The sequence below is a fragment of the Aurantiacibacter rhizosphaerae genome, assembly GCF_009807005.1.
GTDB classification, from domain to species: domain Bacteria; phylum Pseudomonadota; class Alphaproteobacteria; order Sphingomonadales; family Sphingomonadaceae; genus Alteraurantiacibacter; species Alteraurantiacibacter rhizosphaerae.
On sequence record NZ_WUBR01000004.1, the window covers coordinates 12645 to 34743 of the forward strand.

24 protein-coding genes are annotated in these 22099 nt (G+C 60.7%); 18 read left to right on the plus strand and 6 right to left on the minus strand.

All coding sequences use genetic code 11. The features are described 5' to 3' along the window. From GRF63_RS15345 to GRF63_RS15390, 10 genes are all read left to right on the plus strand, one after another. Positions 1–1197, plus strand: coding sequence for an acetyl-CoA acetyltransferase (locus GRF63_RS15345; protein ID WP_160486955.1), 1197 nt, complete (start codon positions 1–3; stop codon positions 1195–1197). After that, complete coding sequence (locus GRF63_RS15350; protein ID WP_160486956.1) at positions 1197–1658, plus strand: MaoC family dehydratase; 462 nt, start codon at positions 1197–1199, stop codon at positions 1656–1658. Before GRF63_RS15345 ends, GRF63_RS15350 begins: the two co-directional genes overlap by 1 nt. Continuing rightward, positions 1655–2551: an HpcH/HpaI aldolase/citrate lyase family protein gene (locus tag GRF63_RS15355; RefSeq protein ID WP_160486957.1), complete on the plus strand. Its 897-nt coding sequence runs from the start codon at positions 1655–1657 to the stop codon at positions 2549–2551. The genes GRF63_RS15350 and GRF63_RS15355 overlap by 4 nt, the downstream gene beginning before the upstream one ends. Then, positions 2548–3705 (plus strand): acyl-CoA dehydrogenase family protein, encoded by a 1158-nt coding sequence (locus GRF63_RS15360; protein WP_160486958.1) that lies wholly within the window; start codon positions 2548–2550, stop codon positions 3703–3705. The genes GRF63_RS15355 and GRF63_RS15360 overlap by 4 nt, the downstream gene beginning before the upstream one ends. Positions 3706–3808: 103 nt before the next feature. Then, positions 3809–4660 carry a MaoC/PaaZ C-terminal domain-containing protein gene (locus tag GRF63_RS15365; protein WP_202131785.1) on the plus strand — a complete coding sequence of 284 codons (852 nt, stop codon included), beginning with the start codon at positions 3809–3811 and terminating at the stop codon, positions 4658–4660. A gap of 17 nt (positions 4661–4677) precedes the next feature. After that, positions 4678–5592: an SDR family NAD(P)-dependent oxidoreductase gene (locus tag GRF63_RS15370; RefSeq protein WP_160486959.1), complete on the plus strand. Its 915-nt coding sequence runs from the start codon at positions 4678–4680 to the stop codon at positions 5590–5592. Positions 5593–5599: 7 nt separating this feature from the next. Continuing rightward, positions 5600–6403 (plus strand): enoyl-CoA hydratase/isomerase family protein, encoded by an 804-nt coding sequence (locus tag GRF63_RS15375; protein WP_160486960.1) that lies wholly within the window; start codon positions 5600–5602, stop codon positions 6401–6403. Positions 6404–6652: 249 nt separating this feature from the next. After that, entirely contained in the window at positions 6653–7753 is a 1101-nt protein-coding gene (locus GRF63_RS15380) for an NAD(P)H-dependent amine dehydrogenase family protein (RefSeq protein WP_160486961.1), read from the plus strand. A gap of 37 nt (positions 7754–7790) precedes the next feature. Then, on the plus strand, positions 7791–8696 hold the full coding sequence (locus GRF63_RS15385) for a DUF1295 domain-containing protein (protein ID WP_160486962.1): 906 nt from the start codon (positions 7791–7793) through the stop codon (positions 8694–8696). A gap of 175 nt (positions 8697–8871) precedes the next feature. Continuing rightward, on the plus strand, positions 8872–9312 hold the full coding sequence (locus tag GRF63_RS15390; RefSeq protein ID WP_202131786.1) for a MarR family winged helix-turn-helix transcriptional regulator: 441 nt from the start codon (positions 8872–8874) through the stop codon (positions 9310–9312). A gap of 94 nt (positions 9313–9406) precedes the next feature. On the opposite strand, the gene GRF63_RS15395 is transcribed toward GRF63_RS15390, so the two are convergent. Continuing rightward, positions 9407–10168, minus strand: a complete 762-nt coding sequence (locus tag GRF63_RS15395) for an SDR family NAD(P)-dependent oxidoreductase (protein ID WP_160486964.1) — start codon at positions 10166–10168, stop codon at positions 9407–9409. Between the two features lie 100 nt (positions 10169–10268). On the opposite strand from GRF63_RS15395, the gene GRF63_RS15400 reads away from it, so the two are divergent. From GRF63_RS15400 to GRF63_RS15420, 5 genes are read left to right on the plus strand one after another with little or no spacing between them, the layout of a single operon-like run. Beyond that, entirely contained in the window at positions 10269–11066 is a 798-nt protein-coding gene (locus GRF63_RS15400; RefSeq protein WP_160486965.1) for an enoyl-CoA hydratase/isomerase family protein, read from the plus strand. A 7-nt stretch (positions 11067–11073) separates the two neighbouring features. Further along, the gene (locus GRF63_RS15405; RefSeq protein WP_160486966.1) at positions 11074–12729 is read left to right on the plus strand and encodes a methylmalonyl-CoA mutase family protein; all 1656 of its coding nucleotides are present in this window, start codon (positions 11074–11076) and stop codon (positions 12727–12729) included. Beyond that, on the plus strand, positions 12719–13147 hold the full coding sequence (locus GRF63_RS15410; protein ID WP_160486967.1) for a cobalamin B12-binding domain-containing protein: 429 nt from the start codon (positions 12719–12721) through the stop codon (positions 13145–13147). The genes GRF63_RS15405 and GRF63_RS15410 overlap by 11 nt, the downstream gene beginning before the upstream one ends. Before the next feature lie 6 nt (positions 13148–13153). After that, positions 13154–14092 (plus strand): methylmalonyl Co-A mutase-associated GTPase MeaB, encoded by a 939-nt coding sequence (gene meaB / locus GRF63_RS15415; RefSeq protein ID WP_160486968.1) that lies wholly within the window; start codon positions 13154–13156, stop codon positions 14090–14092. Continuing rightward, a complete protein-coding gene (locus GRF63_RS15420) occupies positions 14089–14415 on the plus strand; it encodes a Rieske (2Fe-2S) protein (RefSeq protein ID WP_160486969.1) in 327 nt (108 codons plus the stop codon). The genes meaB and GRF63_RS15420 overlap by 4 nt, the downstream gene beginning before the upstream one ends. Before the next feature lie 4 nt (positions 14416–14419). Here the strand turns inward: GRF63_RS15420 and GRF63_RS15425 are convergent, their stop codons facing one another. The 3 genes from GRF63_RS15425 to GRF63_RS15435 are packed head-to-tail and all read right to left on the minus strand — an operon-like array spanning position 14420 to position 16649. Then, the gene (locus GRF63_RS15425; RefSeq protein ID WP_160486970.1) at positions 14420–14650 is read right to left on the minus strand and encodes a biotin/lipoyl-containing protein; all 231 of its coding nucleotides are present in this window, start codon (positions 14648–14650) and stop codon (positions 14420–14422) included. A 12-nt stretch (positions 14651–14662) separates the two neighbouring features. Beyond that, a complete protein-coding gene (locus GRF63_RS15430) occupies positions 14663–15658 on the minus strand; it encodes an alpha-ketoacid dehydrogenase subunit beta (RefSeq protein ID WP_160486971.1) in 996 nt (331 codons plus the stop codon). 7 nt (positions 15659–15665) lie between these two features. Beyond that, a complete protein-coding gene (locus tag GRF63_RS15435) occupies positions 15666–16649 on the minus strand; it encodes a thiamine pyrophosphate-dependent dehydrogenase E1 component subunit alpha (protein ID WP_160486972.1) in 984 nt (327 codons plus the stop codon). 126 nt (positions 16650–16775) lie between these two features. On the opposite strand from GRF63_RS15435, the gene GRF63_RS15440 reads away from it, so the two are divergent. The 3 genes from GRF63_RS15440 to GRF63_RS15450 are packed head-to-tail and all read left to right on the plus strand — an operon-like array spanning position 16776 to position 19748. Beyond that, entirely contained in the window at positions 16776–17945 is a 1170-nt protein-coding gene (locus GRF63_RS15440; RefSeq protein ID WP_160486973.1) for an acetyl-CoA hydrolase/transferase family protein, read from the plus strand. A 22-nt stretch (positions 17946–17967) separates the two neighbouring features. Continuing rightward, the gene (gene kce / locus GRF63_RS15445) at positions 17968–18900 is read left to right on the plus strand and encodes a 3,5-dioxohexanoate:acetyl-CoA acetone transferase (protein ID WP_160486974.1); all 933 of its coding nucleotides are present in this window, start codon (positions 17968–17970) and stop codon (positions 18898–18900) included. A 14-nt stretch (positions 18901–18914) separates the two neighbouring features. Beyond that, positions 18915–19748, plus strand: coding sequence for an SDR family NAD(P)-dependent oxidoreductase (locus GRF63_RS15450; RefSeq protein ID WP_160486975.1), 834 nt, complete (start codon positions 18915–18917; stop codon positions 19746–19748). A 30-nt stretch (positions 19749–19778) separates the two neighbouring features. On the opposite strand, the gene GRF63_RS15455 is transcribed toward GRF63_RS15450, so the two are convergent. After that, the gene (locus tag GRF63_RS15455; protein WP_160486976.1) at positions 19779–20981 is read right to left on the minus strand and encodes an acyl-CoA dehydrogenase family protein; all 1203 of its coding nucleotides are present in this window, start codon (positions 20979–20981) and stop codon (positions 19779–19781) included. Then, positions 20974–22080: an acyl-CoA dehydrogenase family protein gene (locus tag GRF63_RS15460; protein WP_160486977.1), complete on the minus strand. Its 1107-nt coding sequence runs from the start codon at positions 22078–22080 to the stop codon at positions 20974–20976. Before GRF63_RS15460 ends, GRF63_RS15455 begins: the two co-directional genes overlap by 8 nt. Between the last annotated feature and the right edge of the window lie 19 nt (positions 22081–22099).

Here is a 22099-nt window from a genome sequence, read left to right on the forward strand (position 1 = left end):
ATGGCCAAGGGTATCAAGGACAAGGTCGCCATTCTGGGCATGGGTTGCTCAAAATTCGGTGAACATTGGGACAAGGGCACAGAAGACCTGATGTCCGAAGCGTTTGAGGAAGCATTGGCCGACGCGGGCATCGAACGCGATCAGATCGACGCTGCATGGTATGGCTCTGCGCTCGACAATGTGAATGTCGGCAACTCCGCCATTCCCGCCTCCACCGCGCTGCGGCTGGATGGCATTCCGGTCACGCGGCTGGAGAACATGTGCGCCACCGGCACCGAAGCCCTGCGCGGTGCGGCCTATGCCGTGGCATCGGGCGCCGTGGATATCGCGCTGGCCATCGGTGCGGAAAAACTGAAGGACACGGGCTATGGCGGCCTGCCCGCCCCGTTCAAGGGCACGTTCAACGATCTGTGGCTGCCACTTGGCTCTGCTCCTGCAGGCTTTGCCCAGCTGGCGGGCGGATATCGCCATCGCTATGGCACTTCAAAGGAAGACCTGAAGAAGGCCATCGCCCACGTTTCCTGGAAAAGTCACGTCAACGGCGTGCACAGCCCCAAGGCGCATTTCCGCAAGGAAGTGCCGATGGAGAAGATCCTCAACGCGCCGATGATCGCCGATCCGCTTGGCATCTTCGATTGCAGCGGCGTGTCCGACGGTTCGGCCTGCGCCATCGTGACAACACCGGAAATCGCCCGCGCGCTGGGCAAGAAAGATCTGGTGACGATCAAGGCGATCCAGCTTTCGATCAGTTCGGGCGTTGAATCCACCATGTCCGACTGGGATGGCAGCCATGTGCGCAACACCCGCAACGCGGCAAAACGCGCTTACGAGGAAGCGGGCATCACCGATCCGCGCAGTCAGATCAGCCTGGCGGAGGTGCATGATTGCTTCTCCATCACGGAACTGGTGACGATGGAAGACCTCGGCATTTCCGAAGATGGCGGTGCGGTGAAGGATTACCTCGACGGGTTTTATGATCGTGACGGGCCGGTGCCGTGCCAGATCGATGGCGGCCTGAAATGCTTTGGCCATCCCATCGCCGCATCGGGCCTGCGCATGGCGTATGAGAATTACCTGCAACTGCTGGGCCGTGCCGGTCCACGCCAGCTGGAATCACCGTCCATTGGCCTGTCGCATAATCTGGGCGGCGTGCCCTATCTTGGCATTGCGGCCATCTCCATCCTGGGGCTGGCATAATGGCCGGGGTATGGTTTGATGAATTGACGGTGGGGCAGACGTTTCACCACCCGATCCGGCGCACGCTGACGGAAACGGACAATGTGCTGTTCACCGCGATGACGCACAATCCCGCCCTGCTCCATCTGGACGAGGAATATTGCCGGGAACATACCGAGTTTGGCCAGCGCATCGTCAACAGCGCCTTCACGCTGGGCCTGATGGTGGGCATTTCTGTGGGTGACACCACTCTCGGCACGGCCGTAGCCAATCTTGGCTGGGACGAAGTGCGCTTTCCCAAACCGCTGTTTCATGGAGACACTTTGCGTGTGGAGACAGAGGTGCTGGAACTGCGCGAAAGCAAGTCCCGCCCGGATCAGGGCATCGTCACCTTCATGCACCGCGGCTATAACCAGCACGACGATCTCGTCGCGCAATGCAAGCGCAGCGGCCTGCAACGCAAGAAGCCGAAAGACACATGACCGGCGGCACCTTCCGATCGCTCCTTTTCGCGCCCGGCGACAGCGAGAAGAAGCTGGCAAAGGCTGCCGAGGCAGGCGCCGATGTGATGATTCTGGATCTGGAGGATTCGGTCGCGCCCGGTCGCAAGGCAGAAGGCCGCGAAATCACCGCAGCGTTTTTGCAGGCGCACGCGCCCGGTAATCGCCAGTGCCGCTACTGCGTGCGGATCAATGCGCTGGATAGCGCCGCTGCGTTGCAGGATCTGGCGGCAGTCGTGCCGTTTCAGCCCGATCTCATCATGCTGCCCAAGGCCAATGGCCCACTGGATGTCGCTCGCCTGTCAAACTATCTCGATGCGCTGGAAGCGGCGCGTGGTGGCGACGGTGTGAAAGCGGGTATCATCCCCGTCGCGACAGAGACGGCCGCCGCGCCCTTCACCCTTGGCGATTATGCCGGTGCGGGGTTGGAACGGCTGGCCGCGCTGACCTGGGGAGCGGAAGATCTTTCTACAGCGCTGGGCGCGACAACCAATCTTGGTGCGGACGGGCAATGGGCGCTGACCTTCCGGCTTGTGCGCTCGCTAACGCTGATGGCAGCGCGCGCCGCAGGGGTTGCCGCGATCGAGACTTTATATGTCGACTATCGCAATGATGATGGCCTGCGCAGCACCAGCCTGTCAGCCTATGCCGAAGGGTTCGATGGCCGCATCGCCATTCACCCTGCGCAAGTGGCGGGCATCAATGAAAGTTTCACGCCCAGCGCGTCGCAAATAGAGGAGGCCCGCCGGGTCGTCCAGGCCTTTGCCACAGCCGGAGACACCGGCACCGTGGGGCTGGACGGCAAGATGCTGGATCTGCCCCATCTGGAGCAGGCGCGGCGACTGTTGGCCAATGCGGATAAGGATCTGCCATGACTATTTCCCGTCCCTTCTTCACCGAAGAGCACGAGGCGTTTCGCGAAACTGTGCGGCGCTTTATTGAGGAAGAGATCCTTCCCCACCACGAAGCGTGGGAAGAAGCGCAGATCGTACCGCGAGAGCTGTGGCTGAAGGCGGGCGAGATGGGCCTGCTGTGCCCCAATGCGCCTGAGGAATATGGCGGCATGGGCGTGGACTGGCTGTTCAATGTCGTGATCATCGAAGAGATGGCACGAGCTGGCGCATCGGGGCCGGGATCGGGCTTCATGGTCCATTCCGAAATGGCCGCGCCCTACATCCTGGCTGGCGGATCGGACGAGTTGAAAGCCAAGTGGCTGCCCCGCATGATCGAGGGCAAAGCGATTGGCGCACTTGCGATTACGGAGCCCGGCGCGGGCAGCGATGCCAAGGCCATTCGCACCCGCGCGGTGCGCGATGGCGATGATTACGTCATCAGCGGCCAGAAAACCTATATTTCCAACGGGCAGAACGCCGATCTGTTTATCGTTGCCTGCAAGACCGATCCCGATGCAGGCGCCAAGGGCGTTTCGCTGGTGCTGGTGGATGGCAATGCGCCGGGGCTGGAGCGTGGCCGCAACCTCAAGAAGATTGGGCTGAAGGCGCAGGACACGTCGGAAATTTTCTTCAACGATGTGCGCGTGCCGGTGGCCAACAGGCTTGGCCCTGAAGGCGGCGGTTTCGGCATGATGATGTCAAAACTGGCGCAGGAGCGATTGTCACAGGCCGTGCGCAGCATCTGCGTGGCGGAAGTCTCTCTTGAGCAGACGGTGGAATACACCTCCGAACGGCAGATGTTCGGAAAGACCGTGGCCGATTTTCAGAATACGCAATTCGTGCTGGCGCAGCTGGATGCAGAGACCACCGCGCTGCGCGTATTCACGGACTGGTGCATCACGCGCTTCATGGACGGCGATCTGACGCCGGTTGAAGCGGCAAAGGCAAAATTGCTTGTCACCGATCTGCACTGCAAGGTCGTGGACCATTGCCTGCAGTTCTTCGGCGGCTATGGCTACATGCTCGAATACCCGATTGCGCGGGCTTACACCGATGCCCGCATCACCCGCATCGCCGGAGGGGCGAGCGAAGTGATGAAGCAGATCATCGGGCGCGATATTTTCAAAAAACAATAAGAAAACAAGGCGTTTTACGCTGAAGTCTCGAAATGTGTAAATATACCATATGCTAGCATACTGTTCTTATGTATGCTTTATGTGATTCGAGGGAGGGGTTCTGGTGAATCTGGCTGAACTTAAAGATTTTCGTCTGAAACCAATCGTCCACCGGTATGACGCGAAGGACAGCATGCTGTACGCGCTGGGCCTGGGATATGGCGACGATCCTACCGATCCCCGGCAGGTGCAGTTCGTGTATGAGCAGGGGCTGAAATCGGTTCCCTCGATCTGCGTCGTGCTCGCCCATCCTGGTTTCTGGATCAACACCCCCAATCTTGAGATTGACTGGGTCAAGGTGTTGCATGGCGAACAGGCCTTTACGCTTCACAGCCCCCTGCCCGCCGAAGGCGTGGTGCGCGGCGAGTATGATGTTGTGGCGGTGGAGGACAAGGGGCCGAAGGGCGCCGTGATGCACGTCACCAAACGGCTTTACGATGATGAGAGCGACGCCCTGCTTTCCGAAGTCACCAGCGTTTACATGCTGCGCGGCGATGGCGGATGCGGCGATTACGGCACCGTGCCCACCCCTCCCCAGCCGTTGCCGGACCGTGATCCGGATATGACGGTGGAGATCTCCACGCTGCCGCAGTCTGCGCTGATCTATCGCCTGTCCGGCGATCGCAATCCCATTCACGCCGATCCGGAAGCCGCCAGGAAGGCCGGTTTCGATCGCCCGATCCTGCACGGATTGTGCAGCATGGGCATCGCCACACGCGCCATTATCGATGCCGTGGCCGACGGCGACCCCGATCGCCTGAAGGCGCTTTCACTGCGCTTCAGCAAGCCGGTCTACCCCGGTGAAACCCTGCAGATTTCCATCTTTCGGGATGGCGCGGATTACCGCTTCTCAGCACGTGCCATGGAGCGGGACCTCGTTGTCCTCGACCGCGGCACCGCAGTGCTCAACAATTAGAATATAGAGGAAAAGCAATGGATAAGTCGTTGGAAGGTAGAGTCGTCATCGTCACCGGTGCCGGTGGGGGCGTGGGTGAAGGCATCGCCAAGCTGGCCGCATCGCGCGGGGCACACGTGGTGGTGAACGATCTTGGCGGCAGCCCCACGGGCGAAGGCGCCGATGCCGGACCCGCGCAGCGCGTGGCCGACGAGATCAAGGCCGACGGCGGCAGTGCCATTGCGAACACGCAATCCGTGGCCGAGTGGGACAGCGCGCATGAAATCGTGCAGTCCGCCATCGATGAATTCGGCCGTCTCGATTGTGTCGTCAACAATGCCGGCGTCTTGCGCGATGTGATCTTTCACAAGATGTCGAAGGAAGACTGGGACATTGTATGCCAGGTCAACCTGGACGGCCCGTTCTTCATGTCCCGCGCGGCTGCCCCGCATTTCAAGGCGCAGGAAAGCGGCTGCTTCGTGCATCTTACCTCCACCAGCGGCCTGATCGGCAATCTGGCGCAGGCCAACTATTCCGCCGCAAAGATGGGCGTCGTGGGCCTGTCGAAAAGCATCGCGCTTGATATGCAGCGTTTCAACGTGCGTTCCAACTGCATCGCGCCGTTCGCCTTCACCCGCATGGTGGGCACCATTCCCGCGAATGACGAACGCAACCGCGAACGCCTGGAAATCGCCAAGCGCATGACGCCGGACAAGATCGCACCGCTGGCCGTGGGCCTTATGCTGGACGATGCGAAGGACGTCACCGGCCAGGTCTTCGCCTCGCGCATGAACGAGGTGATGCTGTTTAGCCTCAACCGCCCCATCCGCACCGCGCAGACGAGCGATGGATGGACGCCGGAGAGCGTGGTAAGCCATGCAATCCCGGCGATGCGACCCAGTTTCTACCCGCTTGATCGTTCGTCCGACGTGTTCACCTGGGATCCGTTCTGAGACGCTTATGACCGTGCAACCAGCAGAGGGAACGCTGACCGAGCTGGTCAATGGCGTTCTCACCATCTCGCTTAATCGCCCCGATCACGGCAATTCGATACCTGCGAATACCGTGCCGGACGTGGTGCGCATGATCCGCTCTGCTGGGCAGTCCCCGGAAGTGCGCTGCGTCGTCCTGCAGGGCGTTGGCAAGCACTTCTGCACGGGCGGAGACCTGCGCGCCTATTCGCAAGAGCTGGCGGACGGACCGGAGGCGTTGCAGCGCAGCTTCAAACAGCGGCTGGACAATGTGTCCGATCTGATCATGGCGCTGGTGGCGCTGGACAGGCCCGTCATCGCGCGGTGTCGCGGCGTGGTTGCCGGCGCCGGGCTGATGTTCGCACTCACTTCGGACTGGGTGATAGCAGACGACAGCGCGACATTCATGTTCGCCCATCGCCGCGCCGGGCTTAGCCCCGATGGCGGCGTGAGCTATTTCCTGCCGCGCATCGTGGGGGAGCGCACTGCGGCGCAGCTGATCCTTGGCGGCCAGCTGGTGAAAGCGGACCGCGCGAAGGAGCTGGGCCTGGTGACGGAACTGGTTGCCGCCGATGCGCTGGACGAAACTGTCTTCCGCCTTGCAGGGGAATTGGCCGGGGCGCCGCAACTGGCCATGCGCACGGCAAAGCGGCTGATCTATTCTTCTTCCGCAGACAATCTCCAAGCGCATCTGGCGGCTGAAACGCAGGGCATTGTCGAGGCCGTTGGCCATCCCGATTTCGCAGAAGGCGTCACCGCTTTCCTGGAAAAACGACGGCCCGATTTCAGCTAGCGAAACGCGGATCGCAGCTATGGGGCTGCGAGACTATCTCGCGCCGAACCGCGTTAAACCATTCTGATTACACGGGTTTTTTAAGCCCAGCCCTTCTTGCAGCCCGCACACCGGGACGCTGCAACGCCGCCCGTTTTACATCTTTAAACTAATAGTACACTTGCATACCTTGTGTTAGCATTGTACTGAAGATTCGAGGGGTCAAGCTGTTGGCCCGATCAAAAATCGATCTGGTTGAGAGGAATGAATATGCGCGATCCATATAAGGTAGTTGTTTGGGGTCCGGGTGGTTTGGGCACTGCCTGCATCTATGAAATCGCGCAGCGCGAGGATATCGAACTGGTCGGTGTTCGCTGCTTCAATCCTGAAAAATCCGGCACGGATGCAGGAACGCTGATCGGTATCGATCCCATGGGCGTCACCGCCTCTGACGATAAGGAAGCGGTTGCCGCCATCGAGTGCGATGCCATCATCTTCACTCCGCGCGATCTTGGCAATTACAACAATGATGAAGAATTGCTGTGGCTGCTGCGTTCGGGCCGCAACATCATCACCGTGCTGCCCTATCAGCATGTGCGCCTCACCCGTGACGAGGATTTCGTCAAACAGCTGGAGGCAGCATGCGAGGAAGGCGGCTCCGTTTTCCATGCGACCGGCGTCGATCCCGATGTGATCAGCGATCGCGTGCTGGCCGGGCTGACAGGGTTCTGCAACGACATAACCCGCATCAAACTGCAGGAAAACTGGGATTTCCAGTTCACCCCGCCAGAAACCATGGCCCTGTGCGGCTTTGCCAAGACCCCGGAAGAGGCACGCGCGATGCCTGTGGCGGCAATCATCGCGGACAACTTCCTTACCCAGGTATGCCGCGGTGTCGGCCACTCCCTTGGCGTGGAATATTCGCGGGTGGAGAACACCAATGATTACATCACCACCGACAAGGAAATCGTGCAGGAAAGCATGAACATCCCCGCCGGAACGGTGGGCCGCGTAACGCACCGTTGCAAGGGCTATGTCGGCGATGCGACCGAACCGTTCTTCGAGGTTGAGGTGAACTGGCATTCCGGCGCCGACATGCTGCCCGAAGGCACGGAGCCTGATCAGTACTGGGTTATCGACATCGAAGGCCGTCCGTCGATCAAGACGACAGTCGATATCAAGGCCTCGCTGGAAACACGCTCTCGCTTCATCCCGATCGGGGATATGAATTCCGAACCCGGCTATCACGCAACCATCGCGCCCTGCCTGCAGGCATTGCCGGTTGTGGCCAATGCCAAGCCCGGTATCCTGCCGGTCACCCTGCCGCAGATGCGCTGGATGCCAGACTATCGTCAGGCCGAAGCCAACTGATCCGCCCAAGTGTGTATCGTCTGACTAGGAACAAGCTATGGTCGAGATATTGAGCAGCTGGGGGTGGGATGTAAGCTTCCCCACCGCCGTATTCATTTTTTGCAGCCTCTACGTCTTCACAGTCGTCACCATAATCTGGGTGATCGGGCTGTTCCAGAAGAACCATTCCATGATGGATGGCTATTATGGCTGGGGCTATGCCTCGGTCGGCTGGATCGCCTATCTGGCGGCGCAGCCGACTTCGGCAATTGCGGCGTTGCTGTTGATCATGTCGTCACTGCATGGCGCAAGGTTGGGCTATTACCTGTCCAGACGCTGGGTTGGCTATCGTGCCATTGGCACTGGCGATGCGCGCTATGCAGGTTTCTACAAGCAGCTTCAGCCGGGCTATTGGTGGAAGAGCTTTCTTCTGGTGATGCACCCGCAGACCATCGTGATCATGGTGATCTCGCTGCCCACGATCTATGGCATCACCACCGATCCCGATCAGTCGAAAACCATGCCGATCCTGGGCTTCGTGGGCATGGCGATCTTCGGCATCGGCCTGTATTACGAATGGCTTGCCGATGGCCAGTTGCAGGCGTTCAAGGCTGACAAGATCAACAAGGGTCGCTTCGATTCCGAAGGACGCTGGATCATCTCCGGCACGCCCGCCGATGTCGGCACCAATGCCGGAACGGGCAAGCGCTATCTGGAAACCGGCGTATGGGCCTTGACGCGCCACCCCAACTATTTCGGCAACACCACCGTTTGGTGGGGCCTGTGGCTGACGTGCTATGCATATCATCCCGATCTGTGGTGGACCGTGGCCGGCCCTGCCTTCAACACGCTGATGTTGACCAAGATCCTTGGCACGGCCTTCCAGGACAAGTTCATGGGCGATCGCCCGGAGTACAAGGAACTGATGTCCAAGCGGGGAGGCTTCTTCCCCCGCTTCTGGTAACAGGAGATATTGGCGCGAACGCATTGTATGCATAGTTATCATTCGCTATTGGGTGTAATTCCCACTGATCGGAATTGATATGACTGCTACTGAAACCGAGAAATCTGCCTCGAAACGCGTTCGCGCCACTGCTCCTAATCTTCGCATTGGCTTTCTGGTCCATGATGTTTCCCGCATGCGACGAACTCTGTTCGATCAGGAAGTGAAACAACTTGGTATTACTAGGGCGCAGTGGTGGGCGCTGGCCAACCTTTCCCGTCACGAACAGGAAGGCATGATCCAGAGCGATCTGGCTCGCCTGCTGGATGTCGGCAAGGTGACTGTCGGCGGTTTGATTGATCGCCTGGAAGACAGCGGCCATGTCGTGCGCCAGGCCGATGAGCATGATCGCCGGATCAAGCGCATCTTCATCACCGAACTTGGTGATGAGGTGATTGAGCGCATGGCTGAAGTCGGGCGGAAGCTGAACAGTGTTATCATGCGCGGCATCACGCTGGACAATATTCACATCGCGGAAGACGTGATGCAATCCATGAAGGATAATCTGCGCGCTGCCCTGTCATCCGATGGCGCTGACAGCGGCACGTCGGAAGACATTCTGCTGGAGAAGGAATAACCGGGCTGCGGTTGCACGCTGTGCGCCGCGCCTTCATCTGAAACTCAACGGCCTGCGCGTTTTCATGACGCGCAGGCCGTTTGATTCTCAAGTCTTAAAGCTGCATCCCGCCATCCACGGCGAGGGATTGGCCGGTCACATAACGCGCCTTGTCCGACAGCAGGAAGGATATGGCATTCGCAATATCCTCCGCCTCGCCAAAGCGTTTCAGCGGCAGGCCATTACGCAGGCCGTCGACGAATTTCTCCAGGCCCGGCTTGCCCAGCAACTCTGCCCCCAGCCCTGCGTCAATAAAGCCGGGACCAACGCAATTGGCGCGAATGCCAAAGCGCCCTTCTTCCAGCGCAACGCCTCTGAACAGCATCTCGATCGCCGCCTTCGGTGCTGCGGAACAGATATCGCGCGATGGCACGCGCTCAACAGCCGCAGTGATCACTGCGACCATGGAGCCGCCCTTGTCACGCAAGTGCGGCAGCGTGGCCCACACGAGGTTGAAGGCCCCGTTCACATCGGCATCAAATACCGATTTCCACTCCTGCGGCGTGATGGCGCTGATAAATTTCAGGGGCAGATGCGGCCCCGCGGCATAAACCAGCGAATCGATCCCGCCGTGCGTTGCTGCCGCCGTATCGACAAAATCCTTCACGGCATCGGCGTCTGAGTGATCCATCTGATGGCAGCTGGCGCTGACGCCCAGCCCCTCAAGCTCTTCTTTCAGCGCCTGGGCAACATCCCCCTTGGACCGATAGGTGAAGGCTACGGGCCGCCCCTCTGCCGCCAGCACCTTGCAAATTTCGCGGCCAATGCCCCCTGCCCCCCCTGCGATCAAGGTGGCGCCAACTGTCTTCTTCGTCATCCTGCTTCCCTTTGCATGTCTTGCGTAATCAACCACAACCGGGGTTGCCGGAAGCGTATAAGCAGTTATAGTACGCCTGCGAACGAAAAAGGGAAGAGGGATGGCTCAAGGCAAATTCGAAATAGAGCAGCGGGACGCCATCCTGATTGCCACGATCAACCGGCCGGAGAAGCTCAATGCCTTCGATCTCGAGATCTGGGAAGGCCTGTGGGCGGCCACGCGGCAATTGGCATCGGACGATTCTGTCCAGGTCCTGCTGGTGAAGGCGGAAGGCAAATATTTCTCCTCCGGCATCGATCTTACCAGCGAACTGGCGCCCGCGGCAGACCTTACCGACCCTTCCAAATTCCGGCAGTGGTATCGCGCGGGCACCGGCAGCCTGCACGCGCTGGGCGATGAATGGGAAGCCATCGGCAAGCCTATCGTCGTCGCGCACCAGGGCCCATGCCTTGGCGGTGCGCTTGAGCTTTCACTGTGCGCGGACTTTCGCCTCGCATCGCGCGATGCCCGCTATGGCCTGCCTGAAATCGCCTTTGGCGGCATTCCGGGATCTGGCGGCACAAGCCGCCTTGTACGCCTTGCCGGGCCGCACTGGGCGCGCTGGTTGAACCTGGCCAACAAGCAGGTGGATGCAGAGCTGGCGCGCACCATCGGCATTGTGCACGACATCTACGATCCCGAAAATTTCACCGCAGAGGTGGATAGCTTCTGCGATGCCATGGCCGCCATCCCGCCCGAAGCCTTTGCCGCGGGCAAGCTGGCCATCGAACTGTCCGCCGATCTCGACAAGGCGCAGGCGCGCAATGTGGAGCGTCTGGCGGTGAGCGCCCTGATCGGCGGCAAGGAACTGCGCGAGATGATGAGCGCGATGAAAAAGCGCCTTTCGGGCGAGCGTTGAGGATTTCATGACCGACCAATCCGAGAACATCTTCGGCAATCTTGAGGAGCTGGAGGTCAAGCTATCGCGCACCAAAAGCTGGGGCGGTATCGAGACCGAGAACAGCTATGGCCCCGCCGATACCAGCGATGCCGACTATGCGGAGAAGCTGGGCGATCCGGGCACCTTCCCCTTCACTCGCGGCGCCTACCCCAAGATGTATCGCAGCCGGATGTGGACCCTGCGCAACATCGTTGGCTACGGCGCGCCGGAAGATACGCGCGACGGGCTGGAAAAGGTGCTGGCGTCCGGCGGCACGGGCATCAACATCGTGGTTGATCCGCTCACCACGCAAAGCATCGATCCCGATCACCCATCCTTCGGCCCGGAAGTTGGCTTGGAAGGATGCTCTCTGCCGACGGCGAATGACATTGATCGGCTGCTGGACGGGGTGGACCTCAGCAAGATTGACACCGCCTGGCACTGGGCCGCGATGGCATATCCGATGGTGGCGGCAGTCCATGTAAAGCGCGGGCAACCGCTTGAAACTCTTCAGGGCTCCAGCATGCCCGATATGCTGCAGGAAACCCTTTCTGGCTGGGGCGAACGGCTGGTGCCCACGGTGCTGGGCCACAAGACCACCGTGGATGAGATTGAATACAGCGTGCAAAACAGCCCGCGCTGGGCGCTGGGCATGCCGCAGGCCTACGACTTGCGCGAACGCGGCCTGACGCCTGCGGGCGAAATTGCGCTGGGCATGGCGTTCATAAACAAGACGCTGGAAGACCTGGTGGAACGCGGCCTGCATGTTGATCAGATCGCGCCATCGCTGGCGTGGGTCTCCACATCAGACATCGATTTCTTCGAAGAGGTGGCGAAATTCCGTGCGCTCAGGCGTTTCTGGGCGACCACCATGAAAGACCGCTTCGGTGCCCAGGACGTGCGATCGATGCGGCTCCGCGTGGCGTGCCACACCTCCGGCAAATCGCTGGTGTACAAGCAGCCGCTGAACAACCTCACCCGCACGGCGATAGAAGGTTTTGCCGCCCTGTGCGGCGGGGTCCAGTCATTGGAAGTGTGCACGTTTGACGAACCGGTGGGCGTGCCAACGCACGAGGCGCGCGACCTTGCCATTCGTCAGCAGCAGATCCTTGCCAATGAAGTGGGCGCGGCCCGCGTGGCCGATCCGCTGGGCGGCAGCTGGTATGTCGAGGCGTTGACCGATGCGGTGGAAACAGAGGCCAAGGCCATGCTGGACCAGATCGAGAAGATCGGGCTGCTGAAGGCAATTTCTGACGGCACGATCGAACAGATGATGGACGATCACAATCTGAAAATTCAGCGAGAATTGGATGACGGAGAGCGGATCGTGGTGGGCGGCAACCGCTTCATGCCGGAGGAGGAGCCTGCCCCGCAGCGCTTCACTTTCGACAGGACGAACACCGAAAATCACATCCGCCGCTTTATCGCGCTGAAGGGATCACGCGATCAGGATCGTTGGCGCGATGCGCTGCGCACCGTTCACAGCGTCGCCAAATCGGGCGGCAATCCGATCGGCCCGATGATTGATGCCTTTGTGGCCGATGCCAGTGTTGGCGAAGTCTGGGGCTCCATCCGGGTCGCCCATGGCCTCTCCTACGATCCATACGATACACTGGAAGCACCACTCGATTATGCAGACTGAAACAGAAATCCAATCCGGCGGGGGCCAGCCCGTTCGCTGCCTGCTGGGGATGCTGGGCACCGATGTCCATTCCAAGGGCATCCGAACCATTGCGCAATTGCTGCGCGATGCCGGGATCGAGGTGATCTATCTGGGCGAACACAACAGCGTGAAAGGCATGGCCAGCGCCGCGGTGGACGAGGATGCAGACCTTGTTGGCCTGAGTTTTTCTTCCGCCGCATATGTCACCTACACCCGCCAATTGGTGGAAGAGATGAAGCGTATCGGCGCGCAGGATATCCCCATCATGCTGGGCGGCATCATCCACCCGGATGATCATGCTGAACTGCGCGAAATGGGCGTGCGCGGCATTTTTGGCGCTGGGTCCACCACCGAAGAAATCGTGGAATTCGTGCGATCCATGGGCAGGAGCCAGTAGCCCGGCATGGGCGAGCTGGCAGACAGTATTCTCGCAGGTGATCGCAGGGCAGCCGGCAGGCTGATCTCCCAGGCAGAGCGCCGGGATCCGCAGGCGGTGGAAGACCTTGGCATCCTTTACCGGCATGGCGGGCATGCCCGCACCATCGGCATCACCGGCCCGCCGGGCGCTGGGAAAAGCACGGTGGCAGATGCGCTGATCACGCGCTTCCGCAAGCTTGGCCAGACCGTTGCCATCATCGCCGTCGATCCCAGCAGCCCCATTTCCAGTGGCGCCGTATTGGGAGACAGGGTGCGCATGATGCGCCATTGCGATGATGAAGGCGTGCTGGTGCGATCAATGGCAACGCGCGGCGCGCTGGGCGGCCTCTCCGCTGCCACGGGCGACGCGATCACTGTTTTCGATGCTATGGGCTTTGACATCATCATTATCGAGACAGTCGGCGTGGGCCAGAGCGAGACCGATATCGTCGGCCATAGCGAAGCGGTGATCCTGCTGCAGACGGCATTGGGCGGGGACGGTGTTCAGGCGATCAAGGCCGGCGTTCTGGAAATTGCCGACCTGATCGTGGTCAACAAGAAATCGACATCAGGATCGGACAAGATGGCGCGCTTCCTGCGCGAAAGCCTGCATGATCGCCCCATGCGCGCCGATGGCTGGGATGTTCCGGTTCTGCTGACAGAGGCATCGGAAGATATCGGCATCGACAAGCTTACCGATACGCTGGTGCAGCGCTTCTATCACAATTCCACGCAGGATCGCGTTTCCGTAACGCGGCGGCGGCAGGTGGCCGCACACCTGACGGCGCTGGCCGATGTGGAGGTTCGCAGCTTGACGAAGAGGCTGGTTGCAGGGGATGCGACGCCAGAGGCATGGCAGGCCGTGCTGGAAAGGCGATCCGATCCCTGGACGCTTTCCGCCCAGCTATTCGAGAAGTTGAGATGACCGATTACGTGCGCGTCTGCGAAACAGGCGAGATACCCAATGGCAGCCATCGCGCCTTCGATGTGGGGGACATTTCCGTGCTGATCCTGCGGGTGAACCGCGAATTTCACGCGGTGCGCAATCGCTGCACCCATCTGGATTTTCCGCTGGAGGGCGGACGGCAGATGGGGTGCGAAATCATCTGCCGAAAGCACGGCGCGCGTTTCGATACGAGCAACGGCCGAGCCTTGACGGGCCCGGCCGTGGATCGCCTGGCGGTCTATCCCACCCGCATCGTGGAAGGGTGGATAGAAGTTGCCGTGCCCCGGCCCGCCGCCGATTGATCAATCAGTCGATAGTGCCCAGCACATCACCGACCTGATAGGTTTCGCCGGGCTCTGCCTTGATGTGCAGCGTGCCCGATGCGGGGCTTTCTACTTCCTGCGTCGATTTGTCGCTCTCGATCGAATAAAGCGGCTCGCCCTCTTTCACGGTGGCGCCATCGGCACAAAGCCATTCGGCAAAAACCGCCTCGTTCATGGAAAAACCGATCTTGGGTAACAGAATTTCATAAGCCATCGACTTGTCTCCTTAGTCCACCGGATCGAGCGACAGCATCGATCGTACTTCCGCCGCGATGCCCTGCGCATTGGGCGCAAAGGCATCTTCCAGCGGTTTTGAAAATGGCACGGCGCAAAACGCCCCGCCGAGCCGTTTTACAGGCGCCTTCAGATCACCAAAAAGCGCTTCGTTCACGACGGCGGCAATCTCGCTGCCAACGCCGAAGGGCTTCGTCGCCTCATGCACGGTGAGCAGTCGGCCGGTTTTCTTCACAGAGGCGATCACCGTGTCCTGATCCCAGGGCGCAATGGTGCGCAGGTCGATCACCTCCGTGTCCACCCCGTCCTCTGCCAAGGCTTCCGCAGCGGCCAGGGCCTCGTTTGCCATGCGGGAATAGCTGACGATGGTGAGGTCCTTGCCCTCCCGCGCGATCCGGGCCTTGCCCAGAGGGATACGCTCCCCACGGGTCGGGGCAGGGCCCGGCGTCCAGTAACTCGGCATGTTTTCGATAAACAGCACGGGATCGGGATCGTCGATGGAGGAAAGGAGCAGGCCGTAAGCCTCTGCCGCATTGGCCGGTGCCACCACCTTGATGCCGGCGGTGTGGGCGAACCAGGCCTCCAGATAATCGCTGTGCTGGCCGCCAACGGAAAAGCCCGCGCCCGTCATCGTGCGGATCACGATGGGCACATGCGTCTGCCCGCCTGACATGAAGCGCAGCTTTGCCGCGTGATTCACGATCATGTCCATCGCCACGGTGGTGAAGTTCATCAGCATGATCTCTGCCACGGGTTTGTAACCCACCAGCGAGGCACCGATCGCTGCGCCCATGATCGCCTGCTCGGAGATCGGGGTGGAGCGCACGCGTTTTCCATATTTGGTGGACAGCCCCTTGGTGACGCCCATCACGCCGCCCTCTTCATTGTCGGCCAGGTCTTCACCCAGCATCACGACCTTGGGGTCCTCCGCCATTGCATCGTCCAGCGCCAGGTTCAGAGCCTGCGCAATCGTCATCTTCTCAGTCATCGGACCCTCACGCCAGTTCGGTGGCAAAGACATCGCGCCGGAGTTCGTCCAGCGTCGGGAAATCGGAATCGAGCGCGAAAGCAATCGCCTCGTCCAGCTGCGCAGTGATGTCGGCGCTGATCTTGTCGGCGTCCGCTTCACTCAGCACGCCATCGGAAATCAGGCGGGCACGCAGGCGAGCGACCGGATCGGCATCAATGGCCTTCTGCCGCTCTTCCTTGTCCATGTAATGGCCGTCATCACCCAGAAGGTGGCCGTTGAAGCGGTAGGTCATCGCCTCGATCAGCGTCGGCCCCTCACCCGCCTTGGCGCGATCGATGGCGATCTTGGCCGCGCCGTACATGGCTTCGGGATCGTTACCGTCAACGGTGATGCCAGGCATGGCATAGCTTGCCGCGCGGTCCCCGATGCGATCCACCGCCGTGCTGTTGGCAAAGGTGGTATGTTCGGCATAGCGGTTGTTCTGACACACGAACACCACGGGCAATTTCCACAATGCCGCCAGGTTCAGCGATTCATGGAATGCGCCGATATTGGCCGCGCCATCACCGAAATTGGCGATGGTAACGCGGTCATCCCCGGACAATTGGGAAGCCCATGCAAGGCCATTGGCAATCGGCATGCTGCTGCCCACCACGCCGGTGGTAACCATCACGCCTGTTTCCGGGTGGGTGATATGCATCGGCCCGCCCTTTCCCTTGCACGTGCCGGTTACACGGCCAGCGAGTTCCGCCCACAAAAGCTTGGGCGGCACACCCTTGGCCAGCATGTCATGCGTGCCGCGATAGATGGTGCAAATGTAGTCCTCCTCCGTCAGATTGACGGAGATCGCAGAGGGGATCACCTCCTGCCCGCGCGGACTATAATAGGGCATCACGATCCGACCGGTCTTCACGACCTTGTGGGCTCGTTCGTCATTCAGGCGGATCAGTTCCATCTTCTCGTACATGCGTACAAGTGTCGCCGAATCCGGGATGGGATAATTGCTCATCAGTCCTCTCTCGGTGTGTAACGCCGGCTCGGTTCTCGGCCCGCCTTGTTATTTGGCACTAAGCATATTTTTTGCTAGCGTACAAGTTTCCAGTTGCACTATGCACTGACCCGATTGGAGAGGCTGATGTTCCGCGAAGGCGAGCGCGTGTTTATGGTGGGTGCCGCCGGCGAACCGACCTGTTTGGTGGACAATGCCCTTTCCGCAGGGGTTCACCTGATTACCAGCTTCGTGCCCGGTATCAATCGCATCGATCCCGATGTGATGGCGGACAAAACGCAGGTTTCCGCCCTCTTCGCACATCCCCAAGTCATGCGCGCGCGGCCGCAGCAATTTAAGCGTTTGCCGATCAGCTATGGCCAATTCACGCGCCTGCTGCGCGATAGTTTCCCGATTGATACAGCCGTGGTGCAGCTATCCCCTCCCGATGCAGACGGGCGGTGCTCGCTTGGCCCGATGGTCGAATTTGCGCTGCTGGCCGCGCGCAATGCAAACCGCGTGATCGGCGTGCTCAACAATCGCACACCCCGCCTGCCAGGCACGCCCACCCTTTGGGCCAGCGATCTGAACGAGGTGGTGGAGGCAGACACGGCGCTGCCCAATTACGCAGTGGAGCCGGATGATGTGGCCCGCCGGATTGCAAACCTGGTGCTGGACATCATCCCGCCCCGCCCCACCATCCAGCTTGGCCTGGGCAAAATACCCAATGCGCTGACCCAGGGCCTCTCCACATTGCGCGACCTCACCTTTCATTCCGGCATGTTGTCGGATGGGATCATGCAATTGCAGAATGCTGGCGCGCTTCTGCCCGGCGCAACGCATAGCACCACGGCTCTGCTGGGGTCTGACGGGTTTTACGAATGGGCGCAGGAGCAGCCAGAAATCCGCATCGCTGGCTGCGATGAAATTCACAGCGCCCGCATTCTGGGCGGGTATGAGCGACTGGTGGCAATCAACTCCGCACTGGAAGTGGACCTTAACGGGCAGTGCGATCTTGAACACGCAGGCGGCCGCGCCATCAGCGGACCCGGCGGCGCGCCCGATTTCGCCCGCTCCGCGGCGCTCAGCGAAGGGGGATGCAGCATCATCGCCCTTCCCGCCTCCGTAAAAGATGCCTCGCGTATCGTGCCGCGCCTTTCGTCGGGCGTCGCCTCCCTTGGTCGCAGCGATGTGGATGTCGTGGTGACGGAGCACGGCCTGGCCGATCTGCGCGGGCTCGACACGCCAGCAAGACGCAAGGCGCTGATCGCGATTGCCGCCCCCGAACATCGTGCCGCGCTGGAAGCGGCCCCCTGAACATCGAATTGAGGAGAGAAACATGAAGCAATCCAACAAGGTCATCATCACCTGCGCGGTGACAGGCTCCATCCACACGCCATCCATGTCCGATGCGCTGCCGATCACGCCGGATCAGATCGCGGAACAGGCCATCGCTGCGGCAGAGGCCGGGGCCGCCATGCTGCACCTGCATGCCCGCAACCCGGAAACGGGTCAGCCGGATCAGAACCCGGAACTCTTCAAGCAATTCCTGCCGCGCATCAAACAGTCGACCGATGCAATCATCAACATCACCACCGGCGGCGGCCTCGGCATGTCTCTGGATGACAGGTTGGCAGCCGCGAAATGGGCGCAGCCTGAAATCGCTTCGATGAACATGGGGTCCGTCAACTTCAACATCTCCGCCGCGGGCGCGAAGATAGACCAGTGGCAGCATGACTGGGAAAAACCCTATCTGGACATGACGAAGGACTTCATCCTGTCCAACACCTTCGCCCAGATCGAGCGCGGCATTTCAGAACTAAGCGCGCAAGGCACGCGGTTCGAATTCGAATGTTATGATATCGCCCATCTCTACAATCTTGCCCATTTCGCAGACCGCAAGATCATAGAGCCGCCCTTCTTCATCCAGGGCGTGTTCGGCATCTTGGGCGGCATCGGTGCAGAGCCGGAAAACCTGATGCACATGAAGTCCACGGCAGATCGTCTGTTCGGCAATGATTACCACTTCTCCGCCCTGGCGGCAGGCCGCCACCAGATGTCCATGGTAACGCTGTCGGCCCTGCTGGGCGGGTCTGTCCGCGTGGGCCTGGAGGACAGCCTTTACGCAGGAAAGGGCAAGCTGGCTGCTTCCAATGCGGAGCAGGTGGCGAAAATCCGCCGCATTCTGGAGGAGTTGAGCCTGGAGATCGCAACGCCGCAGGAAGCGCGCGAGATGATGGCCACCAAGGGTGCCGATCAGGTCGCCTTCTGATAGTGATGCCAGACATGAGATCGATCCTCGTAACCGGTGCTGCAGGCGGTGTAGGCCGCGCGCTGGCGGTACGCCTGGCCGCGCGCGGTGACAGGGTGTTCGCCTGCGCGCGCTCCACCGCGCAGATTGCCGAGCTGGAGAGTGATCGCATCACGGCCATCGCCATGGATGTGTCTGACACCAAGTCCGTTGAGCAAGGCTTTGCCACGCTGGATCATCGCATCGGCGATGCTGCGCTGGATGCCGTTGTGCACTGCGCCGCGATGGCGCCGCTGGGCACGGTGGAATTCACTTCGCCAGATGATTACGCCCATGTGCACAACGTCAACACGCTGGGCGCGTTGCGCGTGTCGCAGGCGTCCTTCGCACGCATGCGGCAGGGCGGTGACAAGCGGCTGATCCTGCTGAGTTCGCTTTGGGGCCGGCTGTCCGGGCCGCTCGTCTCGAACTATGCGGCATCAAAGCACGCGCTCGAAGCCATCGTGGACTCCCTTCGGCGCGAAACGGAATCGTCCGGCATCCGCATCTCGGTTGTGGAGCCGGGCGTGATCAAGACGAAGATGTTCACCAATCAGACCGCCGAGATCCTCAACAAGATCGTAGATCTGAGCGAGGACGAGAGAGAGCACTACCTGCCGCTTTATCAAAGCTATCTGAAACTGTTTGAGCAGAGCGCGAAGACGGCGATTACCGCAGACCAGTGCGTGGACCGCGTGATCGAGGTGCTCGATGCGAAAAAGCCACGCACCCGCTACCTGGTGGGTGCGGACGCAAAGCTGCTTGTGCGTCTTGCCAGCTGGATGTCCGACAGCGCGCTGGACAAGCTGTTCTTCCGCATGACGCGCTGAAACGGCGCCGCTTTCGCAGCGCCCCCTCCCTCAGCCTGCCGAGGCGAAGGCCACCTTGGCGATGATGTTGCGCTGAATCTCGTTCGTGCCGCCAAAGATCGTCCAGCACCGACCGTAAAGATATTGATGCGCCATGGCGCTGGCCATCTCGGCCGCGCTATCCTCACCCTCACCCGTCACATCCGCGTGCAGGTCAACAGGATCATGCGTGGCGGCGTAGGGGCCTTGCAGATCGACGGCCAATTCGCTCAGCGCCTGGAGGATTTCCGTGCCGCGCACCTTCAGGATGGATGCATCCGCCCCTGCCGGACGGCCCTTGGCCCATCCTTCCACGAAGTAATGTTCCAGCGCGCGCAGCGTCTCGATCTGCACGCTGGCATCCACCATGCGCTGCGCCAGAATAGCTTTCAGTCCCGCGCTCACTGAGGGATCCTTCTGCACCTTCGCGTTCATGGCGCGCAGGCGGCCCATCAGGCGCAGCTTTGGCCCGGTGTCGGAGATGGAAAGGCGTTCGTGTGACAGCAGGAACTTGGCGATTGACCAACCGGCACCTTCTTCTCCGACGAGGTTCTCTGCCGGGACCATCACGTCATCGAAAAACACCTGGTTCGTGTGATGCTGGCCATCGATCGTCACGATCGGGCGGATGGTGATACCGGGCGTTTCCATGTCGATCAGCAGGAAGCTGATCCCGTCCTGTTTTCGGCCAGAGGAATCGGTGCGGACAAGGCAATGCATCCAGTCCGCCCAATGCGCCTCTGTCGTCCACATCTTCGATCCGTTGACGCGGTAATGATCGCCCTCGCGCACCGCCATCGTCTTCAGGCTGGCAAGGTCCGATCCGGCGCCCGGTTCGGAATAGCCCTGGCACCACCATACATCGGAAGAGATGATGCCGGGCAGATGCCGTTCCTTCTGCGCATCGGTGCCGAACTTGTTCAGCACCGGACCGATCATGGACACGCCATACGGGATGACCATCGGCGCGCCTGCCTCACCGCTCTCCTGCAGGAATGCCAGCTGCTGCACGGGGTCCCACCCCTCCCCGCCCCAGTCTTTCGACCATGAACCGAGGAACCAGCCACGATCCTGCAGGATCTTCTGCCAGCGCACGTAATCGCTTTTCTCAAGGTCGCGATACCGGCGCACTTTTTCGCGAATGTCATCGGGCAGCGACTGCGCGATGAAGTTGCGTACTTCTGCGCGAAATTCGGCGATGCTGTCATCACTCATGACCAAAACCCTCAATCTGTGCGAGGCGCGCGGCGCGCGCATCCGTTGTTCCGAATTGTGCCCTCATCGCGGCAAAACGGCGTGCATAATGGCTGACGGGCGTCTCATCGCTCACCCCCATGCCGCCGAACAATTGCACCGCCGCGTGGCCGACCGCCCGGCCACCCGCATCGCAGGCAAGGCTGGCGACGAGGATGGCGCGATTACGTTCTGCTGATGCCTTGCGACCCAGCGCGACAACCGCGGTGTGGGCCTGCGCCGCCACTTCCTCCGCCGCGATGGCCATGTCGGCGGCCATGTGCTGCAGCGCCTGGAACTGGGCCAACTTCGTGCCGAACTGTTCGCGCAAGCCTAGATACTCGAACGTATCGCGGTTCGTCGCACGCGCCAGCGAGGCTGCCTCTGCGGCAATTGCGACAAGGCCGTGGAGCAGCGCATCTTCAATCACCGCCTCCGCGTCACAATCGAGGTGATCTTTCTTTGCCACCCGCACTCCCTCGAAGTGCAGATCTGCAGAGCCTGCGGCGTCAATCTGCCGGGAGGGGGTGACAGTCAGGCCTGCCGCATCTTTCGCCAAGTCAAACAGAATGGTTCCATCCGGCCCATTCGCCGACACAATCAGACGATCGGCAACATCGGCATGGCGCACCGCAGGCTTCAGCCCGTTGAGGACAAAAACATCACCGTCTGCATCCGCCTTCATCTGCGGCGCGTTGAAGGGATCGAAGCCTTCCTGATGGGCAAATGCATAAACCACTTCACCCGCAGCCACTGCCTCTACCGAGCGCCCCGCGGCATCCAGCATACGTCCGCACAGGCCGACGCTCACCAAGATCGGTTCCACCAGCAGGCCGGGTGCCAGTGCATATTGCACCACGGCTAGGTCTTCTGGCGCGCCACCAAAGCCGCCCGCCTCTGGAGAGAGCAGCGCGGATGGCACGCCCAACTCGCAGAGCTCTTCCCACAGTGCCATGCGCCGGGGCGGGTTGGCGTGCAAATTGGCCGCCCGCGCCTCTATATCGCAGCGTTCCGAAACGAACCGGCTCAGCATTTCATGCAGCATCGTCTGCTCTTCGGAGAGCGGCAATTGCAAGGTCATGATCGTGTCTCTTTCAGGA

Excerpts from the sequence above, each read along its gene's own strand:
- GRF63_RS15345 (WP_160486955.1), top strand. The coding sequence starts at position 1 with ATGGCCAAGGGTATCAAGGACAAGGTCGCCATTCTGGGCATGGGTTGC.
- GRF63_RS15350 (WP_160486956.1), top strand. The coding sequence starts at position 1,197 with ATGGCCGGGGTATGGTTTGATGAATTGACGGTGGGGCAGACGTTTCAC.
- GRF63_RS15355 (WP_160486957.1), top strand. The coding sequence starts at position 1,655 with ATGACCGGCGGCACCTTCCGATCGCTCCTTTTCGCGCCCGGCGACAGC.
- GRF63_RS15360 (WP_160486958.1), top strand. The coding sequence starts at position 2,548 with ATGACTATTTCCCGTCCCTTCTTCACCGAAGAGCACGAGGCGTTTCGC.
- GRF63_RS15370 (WP_160486959.1), top strand. The coding sequence starts at position 4,678 with ATGGATAAGTCGTTGGAAGGTAGAGTCGTCATCGTCACCGGTGCCGGT.
- GRF63_RS15375 (WP_160486960.1), top strand. The coding sequence starts at position 5,600 with ATGACCGTGCAACCAGCAGAGGGAACGCTGACCGAGCTGGTCAATGGC.
- GRF63_RS15380 (WP_160486961.1), top strand. The coding sequence starts at position 6,653 with ATGCGCGATCCATATAAGGTAGTTGTTTGGGGTCCGGGTGGTTTGGGC.
- GRF63_RS15385 (WP_160486962.1), top strand. The coding sequence starts at position 7,791 with ATGGTCGAGATATTGAGCAGCTGGGGGTGGGATGTAAGCTTCCCCACC.
- GRF63_RS15390 (WP_202131786.1), top strand. The coding sequence starts at position 8,872 with ATGCGACGAACTCTGTTCGATCAGGAAGTGAAACAACTTGGTATTACT.
- GRF63_RS15395 (WP_160486964.1), bottom strand. The coding sequence starts at position 10,168 with ATGACGAAGAAGACAGTTGGCGCCACCTTGATCGCAGGGGGGGCAGGG.
- GRF63_RS15400 (WP_160486965.1), top strand. The coding sequence starts at position 10,269 with ATGGCTCAAGGCAAATTCGAAATAGAGCAGCGGGACGCCATCCTGATT.
- GRF63_RS15405 (WP_160486966.1), top strand. The coding sequence starts at position 11,074 with ATGACCGACCAATCCGAGAACATCTTCGGCAATCTTGAGGAGCTGGAG.
- GRF63_RS15410 (WP_160486967.1), top strand. The coding sequence starts at position 12,719 with ATGCAGACTGAAACAGAAATCCAATCCGGCGGGGGCCAGCCCGTTCGC.
- meaB (WP_160486968.1), top strand. The coding sequence starts at position 13,154 with ATGGGCGAGCTGGCAGACAGTATTCTCGCAGGTGATCGCAGGGCAGCC.
- GRF63_RS15420 (WP_160486969.1), top strand. The coding sequence starts at position 14,089 with ATGACCGATTACGTGCGCGTCTGCGAAACAGGCGAGATACCCAATGGC.
- GRF63_RS15425 (WP_160486970.1), bottom strand. The coding sequence starts at position 14,650 with ATGGCTTATGAAATTCTGTTACCCAAGATCGGTTTTTCCATGAACGAG.
- GRF63_RS15430 (WP_160486971.1), bottom strand. The coding sequence starts at position 15,658 with ATGACTGAGAAGATGACGATTGCGCAGGCTCTGAACCTGGCGCTGGAC.
- GRF63_RS15435 (WP_160486972.1), bottom strand. The coding sequence starts at position 16,649 with ATGAGCAATTATCCCATCCCGGATTCGGCGACACTTGTACGCATGTAC.
- GRF63_RS15440 (WP_160486973.1), top strand. The coding sequence starts at position 16,776 with ATGTTCCGCGAAGGCGAGCGCGTGTTTATGGTGGGTGCCGCCGGCGAA.
- kce (WP_160486974.1), top strand. The coding sequence starts at position 17,968 with ATGAAGCAATCCAACAAGGTCATCATCACCTGCGCGGTGACAGGCTCC.
- GRF63_RS15450 (WP_160486975.1), top strand. The coding sequence starts at position 18,915 with ATGAGATCGATCCTCGTAACCGGTGCTGCAGGCGGTGTAGGCCGCGCG.
- GRF63_RS15455 (WP_160486976.1), bottom strand. The coding sequence starts at position 20,981 with ATGAGTGATGACAGCATCGCCGAATTTCGCGCAGAAGTACGCAACTTC.
- GRF63_RS15460 (WP_160486977.1), bottom strand. The coding sequence starts at position 22,080 with ATGACCTTGCAATTGCCGCTCTCCGAAGAGCAGACGATGCTGCATGAA.